Annotated in this window: 20 protein-coding genes; 9 read left to right on the forward strand and 11 right to left on the reverse strand. The window is 64.4% G+C overall.

Annotation, left to right across the window (positions count from 1 at the left end):
- Positions 1–31: 31 nt before the first annotated feature.
- A complete protein-coding gene (locus PLAV_RS00620; RefSeq protein ID WP_011995032.1) occupies positions 32–2,617 on the forward strand; it encodes a PAS domain-containing sensor histidine kinase in 2,586 nt (861 codons plus the stop codon).
- Positions 2,618–2,835: 218 nt separating this feature from the next.
- On the opposite strand, the gene PLAV_RS00625 is transcribed toward PLAV_RS00620, so the two are convergent.
- A complete protein-coding gene (locus PLAV_RS00625; RefSeq protein WP_011995033.1) occupies positions 2,836–3,135 on the reverse strand; it encodes a ribbon-helix-helix protein, CopG family in 300 nt (99 codons plus the stop codon).
- Positions 3,132–3,536 (reverse strand): hypothetical protein, encoded by a 405-nt coding sequence (locus tag PLAV_RS00630; protein WP_011995034.1) that lies wholly within the window; start codon positions 3,534–3,536, stop codon positions 3,132–3,134. Before PLAV_RS00630 ends, PLAV_RS00625 begins: the two co-directional genes overlap by 4 nt.
- A gap of 168 nt (positions 3,537–3,704) precedes the next feature.
- On the opposite strand from PLAV_RS00630, the gene PLAV_RS00635 reads away from it, so the two are divergent.
- The gene (locus tag PLAV_RS00635) at positions 3,705–4,439 is read left to right on the forward strand and encodes a glutathione S-transferase (RefSeq protein ID WP_011995035.1); all 735 of its coding nucleotides are present in this window, start codon (positions 3,705–3,707) and stop codon (positions 4,437–4,439) included.
- 129 nt (positions 4,440–4,568) lie between these two features.
- Here PLAV_RS00635 and PLAV_RS00640 read toward each other — a convergent pair whose 3' ends face one another.
- Positions 4,569–5,108, reverse strand: coding sequence for a superoxide dismutase family protein (locus PLAV_RS00640; protein ID WP_011995036.1), 540 nt, complete (start codon positions 5,106–5,108; stop codon positions 4,569–4,571).
- A gap of 296 nt (positions 5,109–5,404) precedes the next feature.
- Between PLAV_RS00640 and PLAV_RS00645 the strand changes: the two genes are divergently transcribed.
- Both PLAV_RS00645 and PLAV_RS00650 read left to right on the forward strand, forming a co-directional pair.
- Positions 5,405–5,872 carry a (2Fe-2S)-binding protein gene (locus tag PLAV_RS00645; protein ID WP_011995037.1) on the forward strand — a complete coding sequence of 156 codons (468 nt, stop codon included), beginning with the start codon at positions 5,405–5,407 and terminating at the stop codon, positions 5,870–5,872.
- 13 nt (positions 5,873–5,885) lie between these two features.
- Entirely contained in the window at positions 5,886–8,150 is a 2,265-nt protein-coding gene (locus tag PLAV_RS00650; RefSeq protein ID WP_011995038.1) for a xanthine dehydrogenase family protein molybdopterin-binding subunit, read from the forward strand.
- Between the two features lie 58 nt (positions 8,151–8,208).
- On the opposite strand, the gene PLAV_RS00655 is transcribed toward PLAV_RS00650, so the two are convergent.
- The 8 genes from PLAV_RS00655 to PLAV_RS00690 form a co-directional block, all read right to left on the reverse strand.
- Positions 8,209–8,484: a hypothetical protein gene (locus tag PLAV_RS00655; protein ID WP_143710141.1), complete on the reverse strand. Its 276-nt coding sequence runs from the start codon at positions 8,482–8,484 to the stop codon at positions 8,209–8,211.
- Positions 8,485–8,658: 174 nt separating this feature from the next.
- Positions 8,659–8,979 (reverse strand): 2Fe-2S iron-sulfur cluster-binding protein, encoded by a 321-nt coding sequence (locus tag PLAV_RS00660; RefSeq protein WP_011995040.1) that lies wholly within the window; start codon positions 8,977–8,979, stop codon positions 8,659–8,661.
- A gap of 64 nt (positions 8,980–9,043) precedes the next feature.
- The gene (locus PLAV_RS00665) at positions 9,044–10,264 is read right to left on the reverse strand and encodes an NAD(P)/FAD-dependent oxidoreductase (protein ID WP_011995041.1); all 1,221 of its coding nucleotides are present in this window, start codon (positions 10,262–10,264) and stop codon (positions 9,044–9,046) included.
- A 587-nt stretch (positions 10,265–10,851) separates the two neighbouring features.
- On the reverse strand, positions 10,852–11,037 hold the full coding sequence (locus PLAV_RS00670) for a helix-turn-helix domain-containing protein (RefSeq protein ID WP_041535779.1): 186 nt from the start codon (positions 11,035–11,037) through the stop codon (positions 10,852–10,854).
- Between the two features lie 286 nt (positions 11,038–11,323).
- Entirely contained in the window at positions 11,324–12,457 is a 1,134-nt protein-coding gene (locus tag PLAV_RS00675) for a fumarylacetoacetate hydrolase family protein (RefSeq protein ID WP_011995042.1), read from the reverse strand.
- 10 nt (positions 12,458–12,467) lie between these two features.
- A complete protein-coding gene (locus tag PLAV_RS00680; RefSeq protein ID WP_011995043.1) occupies positions 12,468–12,917 on the reverse strand; it encodes a DUF6640 family protein in 450 nt (149 codons plus the stop codon).
- Positions 12,918–12,927: 10 nt separating this feature from the next.
- Positions 12,928–13,707, reverse strand: a complete 780-nt coding sequence (locus PLAV_RS00685) for an SDR family oxidoreductase (RefSeq protein ID WP_011995044.1) — start codon at positions 13,705–13,707, stop codon at positions 12,928–12,930.
- 19 nt (positions 13,708–13,726) lie between these two features.
- Positions 13,727–15,397, reverse strand: a complete 1,671-nt coding sequence (locus PLAV_RS00690) for an FAD-dependent monooxygenase (protein WP_011995045.1) — start codon at positions 15,395–15,397, stop codon at positions 13,727–13,729.
- A 91-nt stretch (positions 15,398–15,488) separates the two neighbouring features.
- Between PLAV_RS00690 and PLAV_RS18615 the strand changes: the two genes are divergently transcribed.
- The 5 genes from PLAV_RS18615 to PLAV_RS00715 all read left to right on the forward strand — a co-directional run bounded on the left by PLAV_RS18615 (position 15,489) and on the right by PLAV_RS00715 (position 19,123).
- On the forward strand, positions 15,489–16,103 hold the full coding sequence (locus PLAV_RS18615; protein ID WP_011995046.1) for a TetR/AcrR family transcriptional regulator: 615 nt from the start codon (positions 15,489–15,491) through the stop codon (positions 16,101–16,103).
- Between the two features lie 192 nt (positions 16,104–16,295).
- Positions 16,296–16,775: a carboxymuconolactone decarboxylase family protein gene (locus PLAV_RS00700; RefSeq protein WP_011995047.1), complete on the forward strand. Its 480-nt coding sequence runs from the start codon at positions 16,296–16,298 to the stop codon at positions 16,773–16,775.
- Positions 16,776–16,836: 61 nt separating this feature from the next.
- Positions 16,837–17,331, forward strand: coding sequence for a tRNA (adenosine(37)-N6)-threonylcarbamoyltransferase complex ATPase subunit type 1 TsaE (gene tsaE, locus PLAV_RS00705; RefSeq protein WP_011995048.1), 495 nt, complete (start codon positions 16,837–16,839; stop codon positions 17,329–17,331).
- On the forward strand, positions 17,328–18,416 hold the full coding sequence (locus PLAV_RS00710) for an aminoglycoside phosphotransferase family protein (protein WP_011995049.1): 1,089 nt from the start codon (positions 17,328–17,330) through the stop codon (positions 18,414–18,416). Before tsaE ends, PLAV_RS00710 begins: the two co-directional genes overlap by 4 nt.
- Positions 18,413–19,123: a nucleotidyltransferase family protein gene (locus PLAV_RS00715; RefSeq protein WP_011995050.1), complete on the forward strand. Its 711-nt coding sequence runs from the start codon at positions 18,413–18,415 to the stop codon at positions 19,121–19,123. The genes PLAV_RS00710 and PLAV_RS00715 overlap by 4 nt, the downstream gene beginning before the upstream one ends.
- Positions 19,124–19,125: the final 2 nt, after the last annotated feature.

Here is a 19,125-nt window from a genome sequence, read left to right on the forward strand (position 1 = left end):
CGAGGTGCGGGCGAGCGACGGGGGTTGCGTAATGAAGGCGGCGACAAGCCGGAACTTGAGGGGTTTTCTGCGCGCCGGCGGTGCGGTGCCCGCCCTTCTGCTCGGCCTCGTGCCCGCCTCCGCCGCCGCCCAGCAGGGAGCCCCCCTCACGGATGGCCTCGTTGAGACCCTCTCTGTCTTGGGCCTGCCCCCCGAAGCGGCCGGCGATCCGGCGCTCGCCGCCTTCTATGCCCTTGCCGCCGGTATCGCCTTTGCCGGCTCCCTCGCCGCCATCACGGGCCTGCGCGCCTCCCGCGCCGCGCGCCGCGTGGCCCTGGAGCGCGAAGCAAGCCTCGGCGTCCTTCAGGCTCGCCTCGATGCCGCCGAGGCGATCCTCGCCGCCGAGCCCGATGCCGTCTTCATCTGGACGCCGGAAACGCTCCGCGCCGCCCCCGGCACCTTCCAGGCCCGCCCCCGCATCGTCGGCTCGACGGCAACGCTGGTCGATCCTTCCTCGGGCGACCTCGATTTCAGCTACCTGCTGACGCGCCTCGAGCCTGAAAATGCCGGCCGCCTCAACACCGCCGTGCAGCGCCTGCGCACGCGCGGCGCCCGCTTCTCGCTCCACGTCCAGTCGACGGATGGCCGCACCTTCGAGGCCGAAGGCCGTCCCGCCGGCGCGCTCGCCGTTCTCTGGCTGCGCGACGTCACGGGCGAGCGCGCCGAGGTCTCGCGCCTGAAGGAACGTCTCCGCCAGGCGGAATTCGCCCGTGCCCGTTTCGAGGAACATATCGGTTCCGCGCCATTCCCCGCCTGGCGCCGTGGCGATGATGGCGCGCTGGTCTGGGTGAACGCCGCCTATGCCCGCGCGGTCGATGCCGCCTCGCCGGAGGATGCCGTCACGCGCGGCCTCGAACTCCTGAACGAGGAAACGCTCTCTTCTCTCCGCCGCGGTCTCTTCGATCGCTCCCGCGCCCGCGCGCGCAGCCACGCCATCATGGCGGGCGAGCGCCGCGCCCTCGATATCGTCGAGCAGCGTCTCGGCGATGGCGTCTCCGGCATCGCCATCGACGTCTCCGATCTCGATGCCGCCGAGGCCGAGCTTCGCCGTCACATCGAAAGCCACGCCGCCACGCTCGACCGCGTCACGACGGCGGTCGCGATCTGCGGCCCCGACAAGCGCCTCACCTTCCGCAACCGCGCCTTTGAAACGCTCTGGGGCCTCGATCCGCACTGGCTCGATGGCGGCCCCTCCGATGGCGAGATACTGGACGAGCTTCGCGCCCGCCGCCGCCTTCCCGAACAGGCGAATTTCCAGGCGTGGAAGCAGACGCGCATGGAAATCTACCGGTCGACGGATCCCGTCGATGAATACTGGCACCTGCCCGATGGCCGCACGATCAAACTCCTCGCCCAGGCGCATCCCTTCGGCGGCGTCATCTATCTTTATGAAAACGTCACCGAGCGGCTCAATCTCGAAAGCAGCTACAACACGCTCGCCCGCGTCCAGCGCGAAACCATCGACCATCTCTATGAAGGCGTCGCCGTCTTCGGCTCCGATGGCCGCCTGAAACTCTACAACCCCGCCTATGCCAACATCTGGAACCTCGCGGACGAACAACTCTCCGGCGAGCCGCATGTGAACGAGCTGGTCGAGATGTGCCGTCCGCTCCTCGCCGACGAGGCCGAATGGGACACGTTGAAAAACGGCGTCACCAATATGTCGGGCATCCGCACCCAGATAACGGGCCGCCTCGACCGGCCGGATGGCACGGTGGTGGACTACGCGCAGGTGCCGCTGCCCGATGGCGCGACGCTGATGACCTATGTGGACGTGACGGATTCGACGCGCATGGAACAGGCGCTGCGTGACCGGAACGACGCGCTCGAAACGGCGGACCGGCTGAAATCCGAATTCATCAGCCACGTCTCCTACCAGCTCCGCACGCCGCTCACCAATATTCTCGGCTTCGGCGAAATCCTCGAAACCGAAATGTTCGGCCCGCTCTCGCCGCGCCAGCATGAATACATGCAAGGCATCCTGGAATCTTCCGAAACGCTGATCGACGTCGTGAACGACATTCTCGACCTCGCCGTCATAGAGGCGGGCGCCATGACGCTCGATCTCTCGGATGTCGAATTGTCGGAAGTGATCTATGCGACGGAGGAATTCGCGCAGCGCCCGGCACAAAAGAACAAGGTCACGCTGAGGGTCGAGTGCCCGAAGGATATCGGCATCGTCCGCGCCGATGAAAAGCGCATCAAGCAGATCATGATAAACCTGCTCTCGAATTCGCTCGCCTTCACGAGCCCCGGCGACACCATCGTCATCGGCGCCGCGCGCCGCGACAATTCGGTCGAGCTCTATGTCGAGGATACGGGCGACGGCATCAAGCCGGAATTCCAGTCCAACGTCTTCGACCGCTTCGAGGCCCACTCCTCATCCGACCGCCGCCGCGGCGCCGGCCTCGGCCTCTCGCTCGTGCGTTCCTTCGTGGAGCTGCATGGCGGCTGGGTAACGCTCGAAAGCGCCCCCGACGTCGGCACCCGCGTCACCTGCCACCTCCCCGTCCGCGCCGCCCCGCCGGCCGCCCAATCCTCGACATCGCCCGTGCCGACAAAGCTGGAAGTGGGATAGGAAATACTATCTGCCTGCAGATTATATAATCTGTCATTGCCGGGCCCTCCTTTGAAATCAAGGAGGCCGGCAATCCAGTAGGCGCGGAACGCGCCGTCTCTCTTCGCAAAATTCTTCGTTGCTACAGGCGCGCGTTGCGTGCCGTGCCTTCTCGCCCTGGACCCCCGGGTCAAGCCCGGGGGTGACGAGTGTTTCATGCAGGAGCCGTCCTTCGCTGCCTACAGGAAAATCCTGTAAGGCACCGCCACGCCGTCCGGTCCCTTGACCTGGAATTCCGCGCCGCGATCCGCTTCCTGGATCAGCGCCTCGTAAAGCCTGAGCGCATTGCGGATCACCTCCGCATAGGAGGCCGCCTCCGTCTTGTCCTTCAATTGCTGCAGCCGTTCCATCGCCTGTGGCGGCAGTTCGAGCTGCACGCGCGTCGTGTCGCGGTCGTTGGCTTCGCGCCGGTGCCTTCCGTGGCGTCTGCGCCGTCCGGGCGCGCAGGCATCGCCGGTTTCTTCCTCGCGCGCGCTCATGCCGCGTCCCTTCCGTCCCGGTCCCTGTAGTCCCAGTCCCTGTAGTTCCAGCTCCGCCGCGAGCGGGGCCCCCTCGCAAACAGGAAGAGCACCAGCACCACCGCAAGCACAGCCAGCGGATAGCTCGCCGCCGCCGAAACCAGCGCGACGAGAACCACCAGCGCCAGTGCGAATTTCACAGCCCCCGGCAGCCGCCATTCAGGCCCATGGCCATGCCGCTCGCGGCCGCGCCATTCATGTTTCCATTCCGCCTTCCACTCGCGCCCCTGCCAATGCCCATGCATCTCGCAGCCGCTGCGCCGCTCGCGCTCGGAAAGCGGAAACTCCTCGCCCACTTCGACCCGGTAGCGCGTCGCGACGTTCTCCTTGCCCGTCTCAGTGCCGCTGTTTGTCTCGGTCATGTCCTGTCCTCCGGCTCCATACCCTTCCTGTTCTCATTTAATAATCAAAATATCATCATCATACAATCACAAAATACACGAAACAGCACCCGGCGCCGAAATCCCGAGGGAGTCCTTGGCCTTTCCCCGCGCAGCGGCGAGCCTAGATAGCTGGCAAAGGAGGCCCCCATGCCGAAAAAACCTTATGAGCTCTTCTACTGGCCCGGCATTCCCGGCCGCGGCGAATATGTCCGCCTCGCGCTGGAGGAGGCGGGCGCGCCTTACGTCGATGTCGCGCGCGAGCGCGAGGGCGGCATGGAGGAGATGACGGCGCTGCTCGAAGGGGAGGGCACACAGCATCCCTCCTTCGCGCCGCCCTTCCTGCGCGACGGGCGCGTCGTCGTCGGCCAGGTCGCCGCGATCCTTTTTTATCTGGGCCCCCGTCTCGGCCTCGCGCCGAAGTCGGAAAGCGGCGCGCTGTGGACCCACCAGATCGAACTCACGATTTCCGATCTCGTCGCCGAGGCGCATGACGTGCATCACCCCGTCGGCGTCGGCCTCTATTATGAGGACCAGAAGAAGGAAGCGCTCCGCCGCGCGGAAGAATTCCGCACCGCCCGCATCCCGAAATTTCTGGATTACTTTGAAAGCATTCTCGCCGCCAACGGCGCGACGGAAGCAAAGCCCCGCCTCGTCGGCAAATCGCTCACCTATGCCGACATCTCGCTCTTCCACACGGTCGATGGGCTGAAATATGCCTTCCCCAAGGCAACGGGCCGGCTCCTGAAAAGCCGGCCCCTCGTCGCGTCATTGCACGAGACGGTGAAAAAACGCCCGCGCATAAAGGCCTATCTCGAAAGCGAAAGACGCCAGCCCTTCAACGAAAGCGACATCTTCCGCCACTACCCGGAGCTGGATAAGTAGCGGTCCGGAAACGGCCGGACAAATATCTTCCCACCCGCCCCTGGGGGGCGGGTCGAAATTTGCTCTGCAAATTTCGGGGAGGGGGCGCGGCCTCGCGGCGCGGAATGCCGTCGCGTTTAAACCCCCTCCTCACTGCACCTTTTCGATCACCGCACAAGCAACCCGGTCGCCCGCGCCGCCGATCGGCTGGCTCATGTGATCGTCGGCATTGGCGTGGATCACGATCGCCGCGCCGTCTTCATCGAGAAGATGCGCCCGGTCGTCGTCCTCGCCCGTCAGCGTCACCCGCTCGGAGAACATTTCCGCCTGGCCCGTGCCGTCTTCGGCCACATAGAGGTTCGGCAGGTCGCCATCATCCGGCCCCTCCGGGTTCAGCAGCCCGTGCGGCTCCTTCTCGCCATGCTGCACATGCGCGCCCGACTTCTTGAAGCCCTCATCCGAGCAGTCGCCGGTCGCATGGAAATGGATGCCGTGCCAGCCGGGCGTGAGCCCTTCCACATTCACCCGCATGAGTACGCCCTCGGGCCCCTCGGAGAGATCGGCCGTGCCGATATCGTCCTGCGCGCTGCTTTTGAATGTGGCCGTGGCAATCGGCGTGTCGGCGGCAAGGGCGGGCAGGGCGGCCAGCGAAAACACGGCCGCCAGCGCACCGAGACGAAAACCGGACATGGGAAACCTCCTTCTTGAGAAAAACTTCTGACCAGAACCTAGAGCAAAAGTTCAGACAGAAAAGCCGCCCCCTTCCCACCCTCCCCCTGAGGGAGGGTCAAACCGCTGCAAGCGGTTTGGGGAGGGGTCGCGGCGCGGCCTAAACGAACGCGCCCGCGATTGAACATCCCGGAGTCCCGTTCACGAAGCCGTGAGTCCCCAAATGCGTACTGGCGACTGACTGACCGAAATGTTATTTTTGGTCATTCTACAGGCCAAACGCCCCGCCCGGGGCGAACCCCAGGGAGGCACGCCCAATGGCCATTACCCTCAAAGTCAACGGCACCGCGCATACGCTCGATATCGAGCCCGAAATGCCGCTCCTCTGGGCGCTGCGCGACGAGCTCGGCCTCACCGGCACCAAGTTCGGCTGCGGTGTCGCCGCCTGCGGCGCCTGCACGGTCTATGTCGATGGCGTCGCCACCCGCACCTGCGTCACGCCGGTCGAGGCCGTGGACGGCGCCGAGATCGTGACCATCGAGGGCCTCGCCGCCACATCCGGCGCGGCGGAAGGCATGCTCGCCCCCGTCCAGCAGGCCTGGATCGACGCCCAGGTCCCCCAATGCGGCTATTGCCAGTCCGGCATGCTGATGGCCGTCTCCGCGCTTCTGGCGGAAAACCCTCAGCCCACGGATGAAGACATCGACGCGGCGATCACCAATGTCTGCCGCTGCGGCACCTACCCGCGCGTCCGCGCCGCCATCCGTTCCGTCACCGCAGCCTGAGGGAGAGAGCATCATGGCCATGGAATTCAAAAAGCCCTCGCGCCGCCAGTTCCTCATCGGCGGCAGCGTCGGCGTCGCGGTGGGCGGCGGTCTCCTTCTCGGCTATGCCGTCTCCGGCCCCTCGCGCCGCGAGCTCGCTGAAGGCGCGGCGGCCGAAGGCGGCGAACGCTTCGTCACCACCTGGCTGAAAATTTCGCCGGACAATGTCGTCACCGTCTATGTCCCCCATTCCGACATGGGGCAGGGCACCATCACCGCGCTCGCCATGATGGCGGCGGAGGAAATGGAAGCCGACTGGTCGCTCGTCCGCGCCGAACAGGCCCCCGCCGAAAAAGCCTTCGCCAATGAGGCGCTCGGCAATCGCTTCCTCGCCGGCGAAGACGTGCCGCCCATGCTGAAGGGCTTGAACGCCGCCGCATGGACCAAGGTTGCGCAGTTCATGAACATGCAGATCACCGGCGGCTCCATGGCGGTCCGCTACACCGGCCATCACGGCATGCGCGTCACCGGCGCCGCCGCCAAGGACATGCTGGTCAAGGCCGCCGCCACCCGCTGGGGCGTCTCGCCGTCGGATTGCGTGGCCGCGCTCAGCATCGTCACGGGCCCGAACGGCCAGTCCGCCACCTATGGCGAACTCGCTGCCGATGCCGCCGAATATGCGCCCTCCGCCGCGCCGGTCCTGAAATCGAAAAAGGACTACACAATCGTCGGCACGGCCCGCCCCCGCTTCGACATTCCGGGCAAGGTCAACGGCACCGCCAAATACGGCATCGACGCCGAAGTCCCCGGCATGCTCTATGCCGCGCCGAAACTCGCCCCCGTCTTCGGCTCCACCGTTGTCTCTTACGATGCGAGCGAAATTCTCTCCCGCCGAGGCGTGAAACAGGTCGTCGAGTTTCCGGGCGGCGTCGCCGTCATCGCGGATAATTACTGGCGCGCCAAGGAAGCCGCCGCCGCGCTCGACGTCACCTTCGACACCAAGGGCGGCGAGACCGTCTCGTCGGAATCGATCTTCGCCGGCCACGACGCCGCCATCGCCACGGGCGAGAGCGAGGAAGACAAGGTGATCGGCGACGCCGCCTCCGCCTTCGCCGCCCAGGGCGCCGACATCGTCGAAGCCTCCTACCGCGTGCCCTATCTCGCCCATGCCTGCATGGAGCCGATGAACTGCACCGTCTGGATCCGCGACGGCAAGGCCGATGTCTGGGTCGGCGTGCAGGACGCCCTCGGCACCCGCGCCCGCGTCGCCGATATTTCCGGCATCGACTTCGACAACGTGAAAGTCCATCCGATGCTGCTCGGCGGCGGTTTTGGCCGCCGCATCCCGATCCGCGAAGGCTTCTTCAATTTCCCGAGCGAGATCGACTTCGCCACCATCGTCGCCAAGGAAGTCGGCGCCCCGGTGAAATTCATCTATACGCGCGAAGACGACATCCAGCACGATGCCTACCGCATCGCCTCAAGCTCGCGCCTCCGCGTCGCGCTTGACGGCAAGGGTCTGCCCACCGCCTGGGAAAACATCTATGTCCACAAGGACGAGCCCGGCGAAGCCCCGCACATCCCCTACGCGATCCCCAACCAGTCGATCCGCTTCGTCGAAGTCGAAAACCACGTGCCGCGCGGCCCGTGGCGCTCCGTCGCGCATACGCAGCACACCTTCTTCAACGAAAGCTTCATCGACGAGCTCGCCCACCGCGCCGGCGCCGACCCATATGAATATCGCCGCGCGCTCCTCGAAGGCCAGCCGCGTCATCAGGCCGTTCTCGATCTCGCCGCGCAGAAAGCCGGCTGGGGCAAGCCCCTCGCCGAAGGCCGCTTCCACGGCATCGCCGTCCAGCAGAGCTTCGGCTCCATCGTCGCCGAAGTCGCCGAGATTTCCGTGACGGACGGCGCCGTCCGCGTCCACCGCGTCACCGCCGCCGTCGATTGCGGCGAGGTCATCCATCCGGACACCGCCGCCCAGCAGGTCGAAAGCGGCATCATCTACGGCCTCACCGCCGCCCTCTACGGCGAAATCGCTATCGAAGGCGGCGCCGTCGCGCAGACGAACTTCACCGACTACGAAATGCTCCACCTCTCGGAGACGCCGGTGATCGACGTCCACTTCATCGAAAGCGGCGCCCCCATCGGCGGCCTCGGCGAACCGGCAACCCCCGTCGTCTCCGCCGCCGTCGGGAACGGCGTCTACGCGGCAACAGGCAAACGCATCCGCCAGCTCCCCCTGAAAAACCACGACCTCACCCCCACCCCCGGCAAACTCGCTCAGGCCGCCGATTAGCGGAAGTCACGCCTCTACTCCCTCTCCCCTCGGGGAGAGGGAAGGAGCGCCCGGCTGTTCACCGGACTCTCTCCTTCTCCCTGGGTGCCGAAACGCGCCGGGGCTTGGCTTCCATTTTGGGTTTGGGCAGGAGACGGAAGCGGCTCTGGCACCAGGCGAAATCGATGCCTACATCGAGCAGCGCATCGGAACGCCCGCATGGGCAGGCAAATTCCAGGACGGCGAGAACGCAGTAGGTCTCTCCGGCCTGCAGAGGCACCGGCCTGCCCGTCACATGGTTCGGGGCGGCATTGACGCAAAGAACAAGATCGCCGGGTCCGATGGCGTCGCTCATGGCTTCCATCCATTGTCCTGCGAGGAGATTAGACTTCGCCCCGCAAGGTGAAAAGATCGCTTTTGGCCATTCCGGGCAGCGGTAGGCCGTCGCACCGGCAACAGGGCGCCCCAAAATAAAAGCCCGCTCCTCGATCCGAGGAAGCGGGCCTTCTTTTTGCCGCGTGAGAAAAATCTAGTGCTGGCTTTCCGGCATCTGCAGCCGGATCCCGTCCAGCTCGTCGCTCGCCACAAGCTGGCAGGAAAGCCGCGAGTTCGCTTCCGTGTGTTCGCAGAAGTCGAGCATCGTCTCTTCCATCGTCTCGACTTCCGGCAGCTTCGGCTTCCATTCGTCGGGCACATAGACCATGCAGGTGGCGCAAGCGCAGGCGCCGCCGCAATCGCCGTCGATGCCGGGAATGCTCGCCTTCACCGCCGCTTCCATCAGCGTGATGCCGTTCGCCACCTCGATCGTGTGCTCGGTGCCGTCATGTTCGATATAGGTAATCTTCGCCATCTCTCCGAAACGCCTCCACGTATTTATGTTTGTCTCTTCTTGTCCTTGTCGTGCCGCCTGAAATTCAGCCGGCCAGTTCCTTCACGCCCACGCCCTCATCGCGAATGCGCGCCGGGTCGAGCCGCGCCTGATTCGCCGTCAGCATTTTCGACATCATGAATTCCGGCGCGCGGTTGATCGCGTCGACCGCCACCAGCACGCCGTCTTTCAGATAGAACACCGCGAAGCTCCGCCCCGTCTCCGGGTCGCCGCGCACCACCGCCTCGGTATAGCCGGCGGAAAGCCCCACGATCTGCAATTTAAGGTCGTACTGGTCCGACCAGAACCACGGCACCTGGTTGTAGGGCTTCTCCTTGCCGGTCAGCGTCGCCGCCGCCGTCTTGCCCTGCTCGATGGCGTTGTGAACGCTTTCAAGCCGCAGCCTGTGGCCGTAAACCCCGTTCGGATGGCTGGTGCAGTCGCCCGCCGCGCAGATGTCGGGGTCGCTCGTCCGGCAGTGCTCGTCCACCGCGATGCCGTTCTCGACCGTCAGCCCCGCTTCCGCTGCAAGCTCCGTGTTCGGAATAATGCCGATGCCGACAACGACGAAGTCGCAAGGAAAGCGCCGCCCCTCGCCCGAGGCAACCGACGTCACCTTGTCCTCGCCCTCGAAGCTCGCCACCGTCACGCCGGTTTCGATCTTCACGCCCTCTTCCCGGTGCACGCGTTCATAAAAGCGCGAAACGATCGGGTCCACCACGCGCGCCATCACGCGGTCCGCCGTCTCGAGCACGGTCACGTCGAGCCCGCGCTTCACGGCGACAGCCGCAACCTCGAGCCCGATATAGCCGCCGCCGACAACGACCATCTTCGCGCCCGGCTTGAAATGCGCCTGAATGGATTTCACATCGTCTATATTGCGCAGGTAGTGAACGCCGTCGAGGTCGAAGCCCGGCACGTTGAGCTCGCGCACCCGGCTTCCCGTCGCGATCAGCAGCTTGCCATAGTCGAAGCTCCGCCCGTCGCCGGTGAGAATGCGCTTCTCGCGCCGGTCGATTTCCGTCACGCGCGTGCCCCAATGCGTTTCCACGCCCGCACCCGCATAAAAATCCTGCGCCTTCAGCTCCACGCGGTCGAAGCCGATCTCGCCGGAGAGAAATTTCTTGCTCAGCGGTGGCCGCTGATAGGGCGCATAGGGTTCGTCGCCGAAAATACGGATCGCGCCGTCGAAGCCTTCCGCGCGCAAGCTCTGCACAGCCTGCGCCGCCGCCTGTCCCGCCCCGATAATCAGAATGTCGTCCGCCATATGCCTCCCGTCGCCCCGCTCTTCTCGTTGTTTCTTCCGTTCACGGATGACCTTCGGCACGGAAGGCCCGATACAAAAACGGTGTCACCCCGGCGAAAGCCGGGGCCCATGGGCCTCACCGCATCCCGAAGCCCGGGCGGGCGGCTCCCCGTCGCCGGAACATACCCTTATTTTTTGCGGAGTTTTACTACGCGGTGGGGTTATTGTCCCCTCTTTTCAGGGTCTTGCCGGCAATCTGCCGCGCAGCCGGCAGGCCGCGCGCCGGTCCCTACCTCGCCAAAAAATGACGCCTGCGTCAACTTTAATCTGAGGTGTCAGCTGCAATTATAGGTGTCGTCGACCGAGTCCGCACTGCAACATTGGATAAGAAATATCCGCGAGGGGAAGATTATTCTCACGGCGGCGCCGCAGCTTTGTTAAGCTAGCCTTTACATGAGGTGCCGCAGTAAGGGAGAGGCTGCGACGATTAGGTCTAAGAGAACGAGCTAAAGTTCTCCAGACACCGTCAGCTGCATGCCGCCGCATACTGCAAATGGATCAAAAAAGACGGGAGCAAAAGCCCCCGCCCAATATTGAGAAATAGTCTTCTAGCTGAGGATCATCGCCGGAGGGATGCCGGGGAATCGCTTCCCAGTCATCACTTCAGAAACCCGGCCCTGATTGATCCCAAACCGGGCTGCGGCTTGGTGTTGCATGAAGCCTTCTTCGGTGACCAACCACTTAATGGTCGCCGCCATTTCCCGCGTAAGAGGCGGGGAGTGTCGTTTAGCCATTTGTCATCTCCATGGCATTTGGTTACGAATGCGGCTCACAGGGTTCCGACCAAGGAATAGCCCTGTGAGCCGCAAATATATTATGACCATTACGCGGCGTTAACCAGCGAGTCTGTTCTCAATTTGTGCTGATTCTGTGCTAGCAGATGAAATGACTGCTAGGGCGGTCACATATGCACGTTCCGGGGTGCATATGTGCTCGATTTCGGCACTCGATGTTCTTGCTGCTCAGGCAGTCAATCTCAGAGCGACTGAAAAGAGACGCTGCGTGTCAGCGTGATTCGCCTCACTCCACAATCCGGCTGTCGATCTCGCCGAGATAGCGCACCGCGATCTGCACCCGCTCTCCCGGCTTCAGATAGTCGCCCGAGGCCTTCTCCTGCGCGATATGCCGCTCCACCACATGGGCGGTGATCGGCCGGTCCCAGCCCCCTGCCACGAAGTCCCAGAGCCCCAGCGCCATGGCCGATTTGTTGACGCCGCGAAAGACGGTCCCGTCCGGTGTCCCGGCGAGAATGGCGGTCCGCGCCGGTATCCTGCCCCCCGGCGCCGGCAGGCCCACCTCCCGCCCTTGATACGTCCAGGTCACGCCCTCGCGCGCCTTCGTCTGCCGCAGCAGCTCATCGAAATCCCATATCGCTTCCGATTGCGTCGCCGCCTGCTTCAGCTCGCCATTCCGCCACAGCCGCAATTCGGCGGCCTCCGCGAAGGGGCGCAGCTCGCGCGGAATGACGAAGAGGTTCCCCACCGGCAGAAAGCCCGGCGCGCTCTTCCCCGTCGTGAAGCCCTTGCCGGAAGTGACGTCGGAGGGATCGACATTGCGCATCAGCGCCGCCCGGTCCGTCACATCGTTGCAGAGCATCAACCCCATGCGCTCCGGCGCCGTGCCGTCCAGCGCCCCGTTTAGGTCGACAGGCGAAAGCGCCACGAAGCAAAGCTCCACTTCATAGTCGAGCAGCGCCTCCCCGGCAGGCACCGGCGCGTTGAAACCCGTCGGCTCGACCTCTTTGGGAAAGAGGAAAGGCCCGTCCGTCACCGCCGACTCTTCCGCATGTTCGGGAAAATTCGTCCCCACGGCGATATGCGACGCGGTGAGCCGCGCCGGCAACGCCAGCCGCTCCACCGGCATCCGTTCGCTCGTCCCAGCCGCCAGCGCCGCAATCGCGTCATAGCCGTGTCGCCCATAGGCGTCTATCGGATCATCCGCCCCCAGCGCCGCCGTCACGTCAACGCCGCTCACCACGCCCCCTTCATAGGAAGAGACGAGCAGCAGCCGGTAGTGTCCGTCTTCCTCCACCCGCGCGAAGGTTAGCGCCTCCGCCACCGGCGCGATTTCCACCGTGCCGAACCCCTCGGCCTGTGCGGCCGTCGAACCGAGCAGCGTCATGACGAAAACGCCTGCGCGAAAAGAAAATCCCATTGCCCCATCCTCAGTTCACCAGCAGCCAGACGCCGATCGTATTGACGATCATCAGGATTGTCCCGCCGAAGAGGTTCGTGTCGACGAGATAGACGGTCCCGAAAATATTGAAGCGGAACGGTTTGATGCCGTTCGTGTCTTTCAGCGCCCCGCCATAGATCGGCATGGTGGCCAGCGTCGCATAGAAGCTCGCGCCCCAGACGTAGTTGAGAATCGCCGCCACCCAGATATGCGTGAGGTAGTCCGCCGCCGGGCTCCACAACAGGTAGAGAATGACGAGCGAAATGCCCGTCTGGCTCAGCACCTGCCACACCACATGAAACCGCGCATGCGGCGTCCATAGCGGGTTCGTCGCATGGGTCTTGTTGAAATCGGCGAAAATGGGCCCGGCGCTGATCATGAAGGCAACCAGCGAAAAGAGAAGACGCGGCAGAAGAAGCTCGTCGTAAAGCGTTTCCATTTCTATCTCCTCAGATGAGGCCGGGGTAGGAGCCCCCGTCCAGTTGCAGGTTCTGCCCGGAAATGAAGCCCGCCTGGGCGCTGCAGAGAAAGGCGCAGGCATCGCCGAATTCGGAAGGTTGTCCCATGCGCTTGGCGGCAATCGACTGGGCGATTTCCGCGCGCGCTTCCTCATAGGTGATTTTCTTGAACTGCATGGCGAGCTTCGCCATCTGCTGCTGCCGGTCCGTGTCGAAGCGTTCGGGCAGCATGTTGTTGATCGTCACGTTGAAGGGCGCGGCGTCGACGGAAAGCGCCTTCGAAATCGCGGTAAGGCCGGAGCGCGCCGTCGTCGAAAGCCCCATGGCCGAGCGCGGCGCCTTCACCATCGCGGAAGTGATGTTGACGATCCGCCCGAAGCGCCGCTCCTTCATGCCCTCGATCAGCGCCTTGATCATGAAGACGGGTGCGAGCAGGTTCGCGTTGAGCGCCGCCTGCCATTGGGCCTCGTCCCATTGCTGAAAGGCGCCGGGCGGCGGCCCGTCATTATTGTTCACGAGAATGTCGGCCTCCGGGCAGGCGGCAACGAGCCGCGCCCGGCCTTCCTCGGTGTTGATGTCGGCGGCAATCGGCGTCACCGATCCCTTGGCCGAGGCGGCAATCTCATGCGCCGCAAGGTCCAGCACCTCCGCGTTCCGCCCGTTGATGACGACATCGGCGCCCTCGCGTGCCAGCGCCATGGCGCAGGCCTTGCCGAGCCCGCGCGACGAAGCGCAGATAATCGCCTTCCGTCCCTGCAATCCGAGATCCATCAGCCGTTCCCTCTGCTCTTCATCGCGCCAGAACCTGCGCCAGCGCCTCTCCGAGAAGCGCCGCCGCATTCTCCGTTCCGCCCTCGAAGCGGCAGGCGATATGTCCATCCGGCCGCACCAGCAGCGCGCCGTCCTTCGGCAGGCCGGTAAGTTCCGTCCAGCCCTTCGCCTCGTCCTCGAAGTCCCATCCGCCGCGCAGCGCCGTCAGGCCCGTTGCCGCCGCCGCTTCGCGCCAGCTGGTCCCCCCCGGTCCTGCCAGTATCGCGAAGCGGTCGGCGGCGAGGAGCGACAGCAGCGATACGCGCTCGCCGCTCCTTGTCTTCACCAGGCGGTGCGGCACATGCGCGCCCGCCTCCCAGCAGGGCCGGTAATCGCTGATATCGACGCCCGCCGCCGCCTGCAGCGCAGGCGCGCCGATGGTCGCCGCCGAGGCATAGCGATAGCCGAGCTGCAGGTTGAAACTGTCGAAATGCGGCCGCTGCGCTTCCACGGCGGCGGCAAGTTCGGCGGAAGCTTTCGGGTTCGCGGCGACGGCTTCGTAATGCGCCTGCATCCGCGCCGGGTCGCGGCCGTAAAGCGCGCCAAAGAGCTCGAAGAGTTTCGACGCATTGGTCAGGCTCTGTTCGCAATTCACCTGCGCCACGGGCCGCCGTTCCGTCTCGTAAGTGTCGAGAAGGGCCTCTCCCGCTTCGCCTTTCAGCACCGCGGCAAGTTTCCAGGCAAGGTTCTGCGTATCCACCGCGCCCGTGTTGAGGCCAAGCCCGCCCGTCGGCGGAAAGCGGTGCGCCGCGTCCCCGGCGAGAAACACACGTCCCTTGCGATAGCATTCCGCCACCTGCGCCGACATCGTCCACGGGCTCACATGGCGGATCTTGAGGGCGGGCGGCGTCGTGCCGATCGCCGCTTCGATCAACTGGCCGCATCGCGCCTCGTCGAAACTGTCGCGCGGCTCCGTCGCCGGATCGTGCGGATGCATCAGCACCCATGTCCTGCCCCGGTCATAGGCGATGAAGACGCCGCTCGTGCCCGGCTGGAACAGGAAATAGAGAACGCCGGGCCGCGCATCGGTGAGCGCGCGGAGATCGGCCTCGAAATGGATCATCAGATTGTGCTGCAGCACCTCCGGCCCCTCCATCGCGATGCCGAGCATGTCGCGCAACCGCGATCCCGCGCCGTCCGCCGCAATGAGATAGTCGCAGGTGAGGGTGTCGCGTCTGCCGTCTTCCGCCTCCAGTTGCGCCGTCACCCCGTCCGGCACTTCCACGAGACCGGTGCAGGCGATGCCGCGTGTAAAGGTGATGAGCGGCTCGGCCTCAATCGCCTTCGCCAGCGCCGCCTCGAATTTCGGCTGCGGAATATTGGTGAGCGGGTAGGGCGTATCGGCAAGCGCGCTGTCGTCCTGCCGCTCATAGGGCAGGGCGCCGAATTCCGTACCCGTCAGTGTACCGACGAAACGCACCCACCCGGCATCATTGGCGCTCGCGCCCTCCCGGCGCAGCCCCTCCGCCGATACGCCCACGCTTTCGCAGATTTCGAGTGTCCGCGGGTTCACCGCATGGGCCTTCGGCGCCTCGGCCGGCCGCGGCCGCCTGTCGATCAGCCGCGAGGCGATCCCCTGCCGCGCCAGCAGCAGCGCCGAAAGCTGGCCCACAGGGCCTGCACCGGCGATCAGGACGGGGATGCGTGACATGCGCGCGCCTCATAAATGAGAGTAGTCTCATATTTGAGATACCCCTCATAAATGACTTTTGTCAACCCGCGAGGCGCTGTATCCTCGTTTCATGAGGCATGGTCATTTTCAGGATCGGACGGCAGGGCAGGGCAAGCGCGAGCGCACGCGCTCGGCCTTGCTCGACGCCGCCATTGCGGTCGTCGCCGAAAAAGGCATGGAAGCCGCCAAAATCAGCGACATCACCACCGCCGCCGGCCTCGCCAACGGCACTTTCTACAATCATTTCAACGACAAGGACGAAATCCTCCGCGAAGCCGCCTATGGCATCGCCTTCGAGGTCGTGGGCCGTCTCGACGCGGAAATGGAAGGGATCGACGATGCCGCCATCCGCGTCGTCACCGCCACCACCCGCTTCGTCTCCATTCTCACCGCCGAGCGCGACTGGGCAGCCGTCCTTCTCGGCGGCGCCGACCGTCTCCCCGACTTCCGCGAAAACCTCTACCGCTACCTCCGCGCGGACATCGAGCGCGGCGTCGCGCAGAAAAAATTCGACGTCGAGGTCACAACCTTCCTGCTCGACCAGATCGTCGCCCTGATCGGCGTCGCCGTCCGGGCGCAGCTCCATGATGGTCAGGAGCCGGAAATCACCCGCCAGGTCTGCGGCAGCATCCTCCGCCTCCTCGGCATGACGCCCGCCCGTGCGGCGAAACTTGTCCCCGCCTGAAAACTCACTCATTACGGTAAATATAAGCGGGGATAGGCCGAAGCGCCGAAGCACCGTTCCGTCCCTAAAAAGCCTCTGTGACGGTTCAGTGACAGTTCGATGACGGTCGCGGGAAAAACCCGCTTATCCCCGGTCACAAATCCTCCCCTGGCCTCGTCTTCTCTGTGAAAACCCAGTGCCAAGGAGGCCCGAATGTCGTCCCATCTCACCCCCCGCATGAACCCCTGGAAGGCATCGCCCGCTGCCTACAAGCCGCTCCTCGAACTTCAGGCGTATACGGACAAATGCGGTCTGGAACACTCCCTTCTCGAGCTCGTGAAGACCCGCGCCTCGCAGATAAACGGCTGCGCCTTCTGCCTCGAAATGCATACGCGCGAAGCCCGTGCCGCCGGAGAAAGCGAAGCCCGCCTTTATCTTCTCAACGCATGGCATGAATCGCCGCTCTACACGGACCGCGAACGTGCCGCGCTCGAATGGACGGAAGCGGTAACGCTGATAAGCGAAACCGGCATCCCCGACACCGCCTGGGAAGCCGTCAGGAAAGAGTTCTCCGACCAGGAAATCGTCGACCTCACCGTCGCCATCGGCATGATCAATGTCTGGAACAGGCTCGCCGTCGGCTTCCGCACGCTTCATCCGGTAACGGAAGAACAGCAGCGCAAGGCGGGCTGAAGGAACTTTCCAAAACCGCTGCCCGCTTGTTGCTGCCCCGCCTGTCACGCTACAAAGCGTCATGAGCGAAAAAACCAAGGCAATCCACGAGTTTGACCTCCCCGATGCAGCGGCCACAGCCCGCCTCGGGGAGGCCCTTGCGGCACGCCTGGAAGCCGGCGGCCTCATCCTTCTGCGGGGCGATCTCGGCGCCGGAAAGACGACGCTCGCCCGCGCATTGGTGCAGGCGCATCTCGCCTCCCATGGCATCGCGGAAGAGGTGCCATCGCCTACATTCACGCTCGTCCAGACCTATGAAAGCCCTGTGCTCCTCATTGCGCATGCGGATCTCTACCGCATCGAAGAGCCGTCCGAATTGCAGGAGCTCGGCCTCGCCGAAATGCTGGACGAAGGCGTACTGCTGGTCGAGTGGCCCGAGCGTGCGGAAGAAGAATTGCGCCGCCTCACGCCGGATCGTCTCGACATCTCCCTCTTTCTCATGCCAGAAGGCATGCATCGCGCGCGGATTGAAGCAACCGGCAGTTGGGCCGCGCGGCTAGAGGGGCTGACGATTTGAGTTCATCACGCGAGGAAACGATCCGCGCCTTTCTGGCGTCGGCAGGCTGGGCCGCCGCCGAGCGGCGCCCGCTCGCGGGCGACGCATCGACGCGACGCTACGAACGTCTCTCGCTGAATGGCCGCCCGGCGGTATTGATGGACTGGCCGTCCGGCCCGGATGCGCCGGTCGTTCCCGGCCGCGCCGCCTATAGCCGTATCGCTCACCTTGCGGAAGACTGCCGTCCCTTCGTCGCCATCGGCGAGCATCTTCGTCGTCTAGGTCTCGCCGCGCCGGAGATTTATGCCGCCGACCTCGAGCGCGGGCTGTTGCTGCTCGAAGATCTGGGCGACAATGTCTATGGCGAATTGATCGCGCGCGGCGCGGGTCCTTCCGGCGAAAAGCTCGATGAGCTCTATCGCGCGGGTATTGAAACGCTGCTGCGGCTGCAATCCGTTCCAGCGCCTGCAATGCTTCCCGTCGGCGACGGCAGCGAGCACAAGGTGCCGCATTTCGACGAAAGTGTTTACCGCGCTGAACTCGACGTCATTCTCGACTGGTATTTCCCGGTCGTTCTGAAGGACGAAGCGTCGCCTTCTATGCGCGAGGACTATCACGCGCTCTGGACTTCGCTTCGGGCAATGGTCGATGCCGGCGTGCCGACGCTTTTCCTGCGCGACTATCATTCGCCCAACATGCTCTGGCTTGGAGATCGCGCTGGCGCGGCGCGCGTCGGTCTTATCGACTATCAGGATGCGCTCATCGGCAACCGTGCCTATGACGTGGTGTCGTTTCTGCAGGATGCGCGCCGCGATGTTCCGGTTGAGCGCGAACAGGCCATGCTCGCGCATTACGTCGCTCAGGCGAATGCGGAGTTGCAGGGTTTCGATGAAGAGCAGTTCCGGGCTTCCTACGCGACGCTGGGCGCGGAGCGTGCGCTTCGTCTGATCGGTCTCTGGCCCCGGCTCCTGAAGCGGGATGGCAAGCCCCAATACATGGCTCACATGCCGCGCACGATGGATTATCTCCGCCGCAATCTGGCGCATCCGGCCTTGAGCGATCTCCGCCTCTGGCTTGATGCAAATGTGTTGAGCCGCGCGCGATGAAGATTACAAAAGCGATGGTGATGGCCGCCGGGAAGGGCACGCGCATGCGGCCTCTTACCGACACAATGCCGAAACCGATGGTCCCTTTTGCCGGCAAGCCGCTCATCGATCACGTGCTCGACCGGCTCGAGGAAGCAGGCATCGAGGAAGCGATCGTCAACGTTCACCATTTCGCCGACATGCTGGAAGCTCACGTCACGAGGCGCAAGTCGCCACGGATCGTGATCTCCGACGAACGCGCCCGCCTGCTCGATACCGGCGGCGGCGCGAAGAAGGCGCTATCCCTGCTCGGCGACGAGCCCGTCATCACCTTCAATTCGGACTCGGTCTGGACGGAAGGGTTCGGCTCCAATCTCCGGGAGCTCATTGCCGCCTTCGATCCCGGGCGCATGGACGCGTTGCTGATGATCGCGGACGCCGCCCGGACCATCGGCTATGTCGGCAGGGGTGACTTTACGATGGACCCGTTCGGGGCGCTCGCCCGCCGCGAGCCTTCCACGACGGCGCCTTTCATGTTCGCGGGCGTCCAGATCATCAAGCCCGCCCTCTTCGCCGAGGGTCCCGACGGCCCCTTTTCCACCAACCTTATTTGGGACCGCCTGATCGAAAAAGGCACGCTTTTCGGCCATCGCATGGGTGGCGTCTGGATGCATGTGGGCGCACCCGACGACCTCGCCGAGGCAGAAGCCTTCCTGCGGGATTTGTGACG

It is taken from the genome of Parvibaculum lavamentivorans DS-1 (assembly GCF_000017565.1).
Classification (GTDB): domain Bacteria; phylum Pseudomonadota; class Alphaproteobacteria; order Parvibaculales; family Parvibaculaceae; genus Parvibaculum; species Parvibaculum lavamentivorans.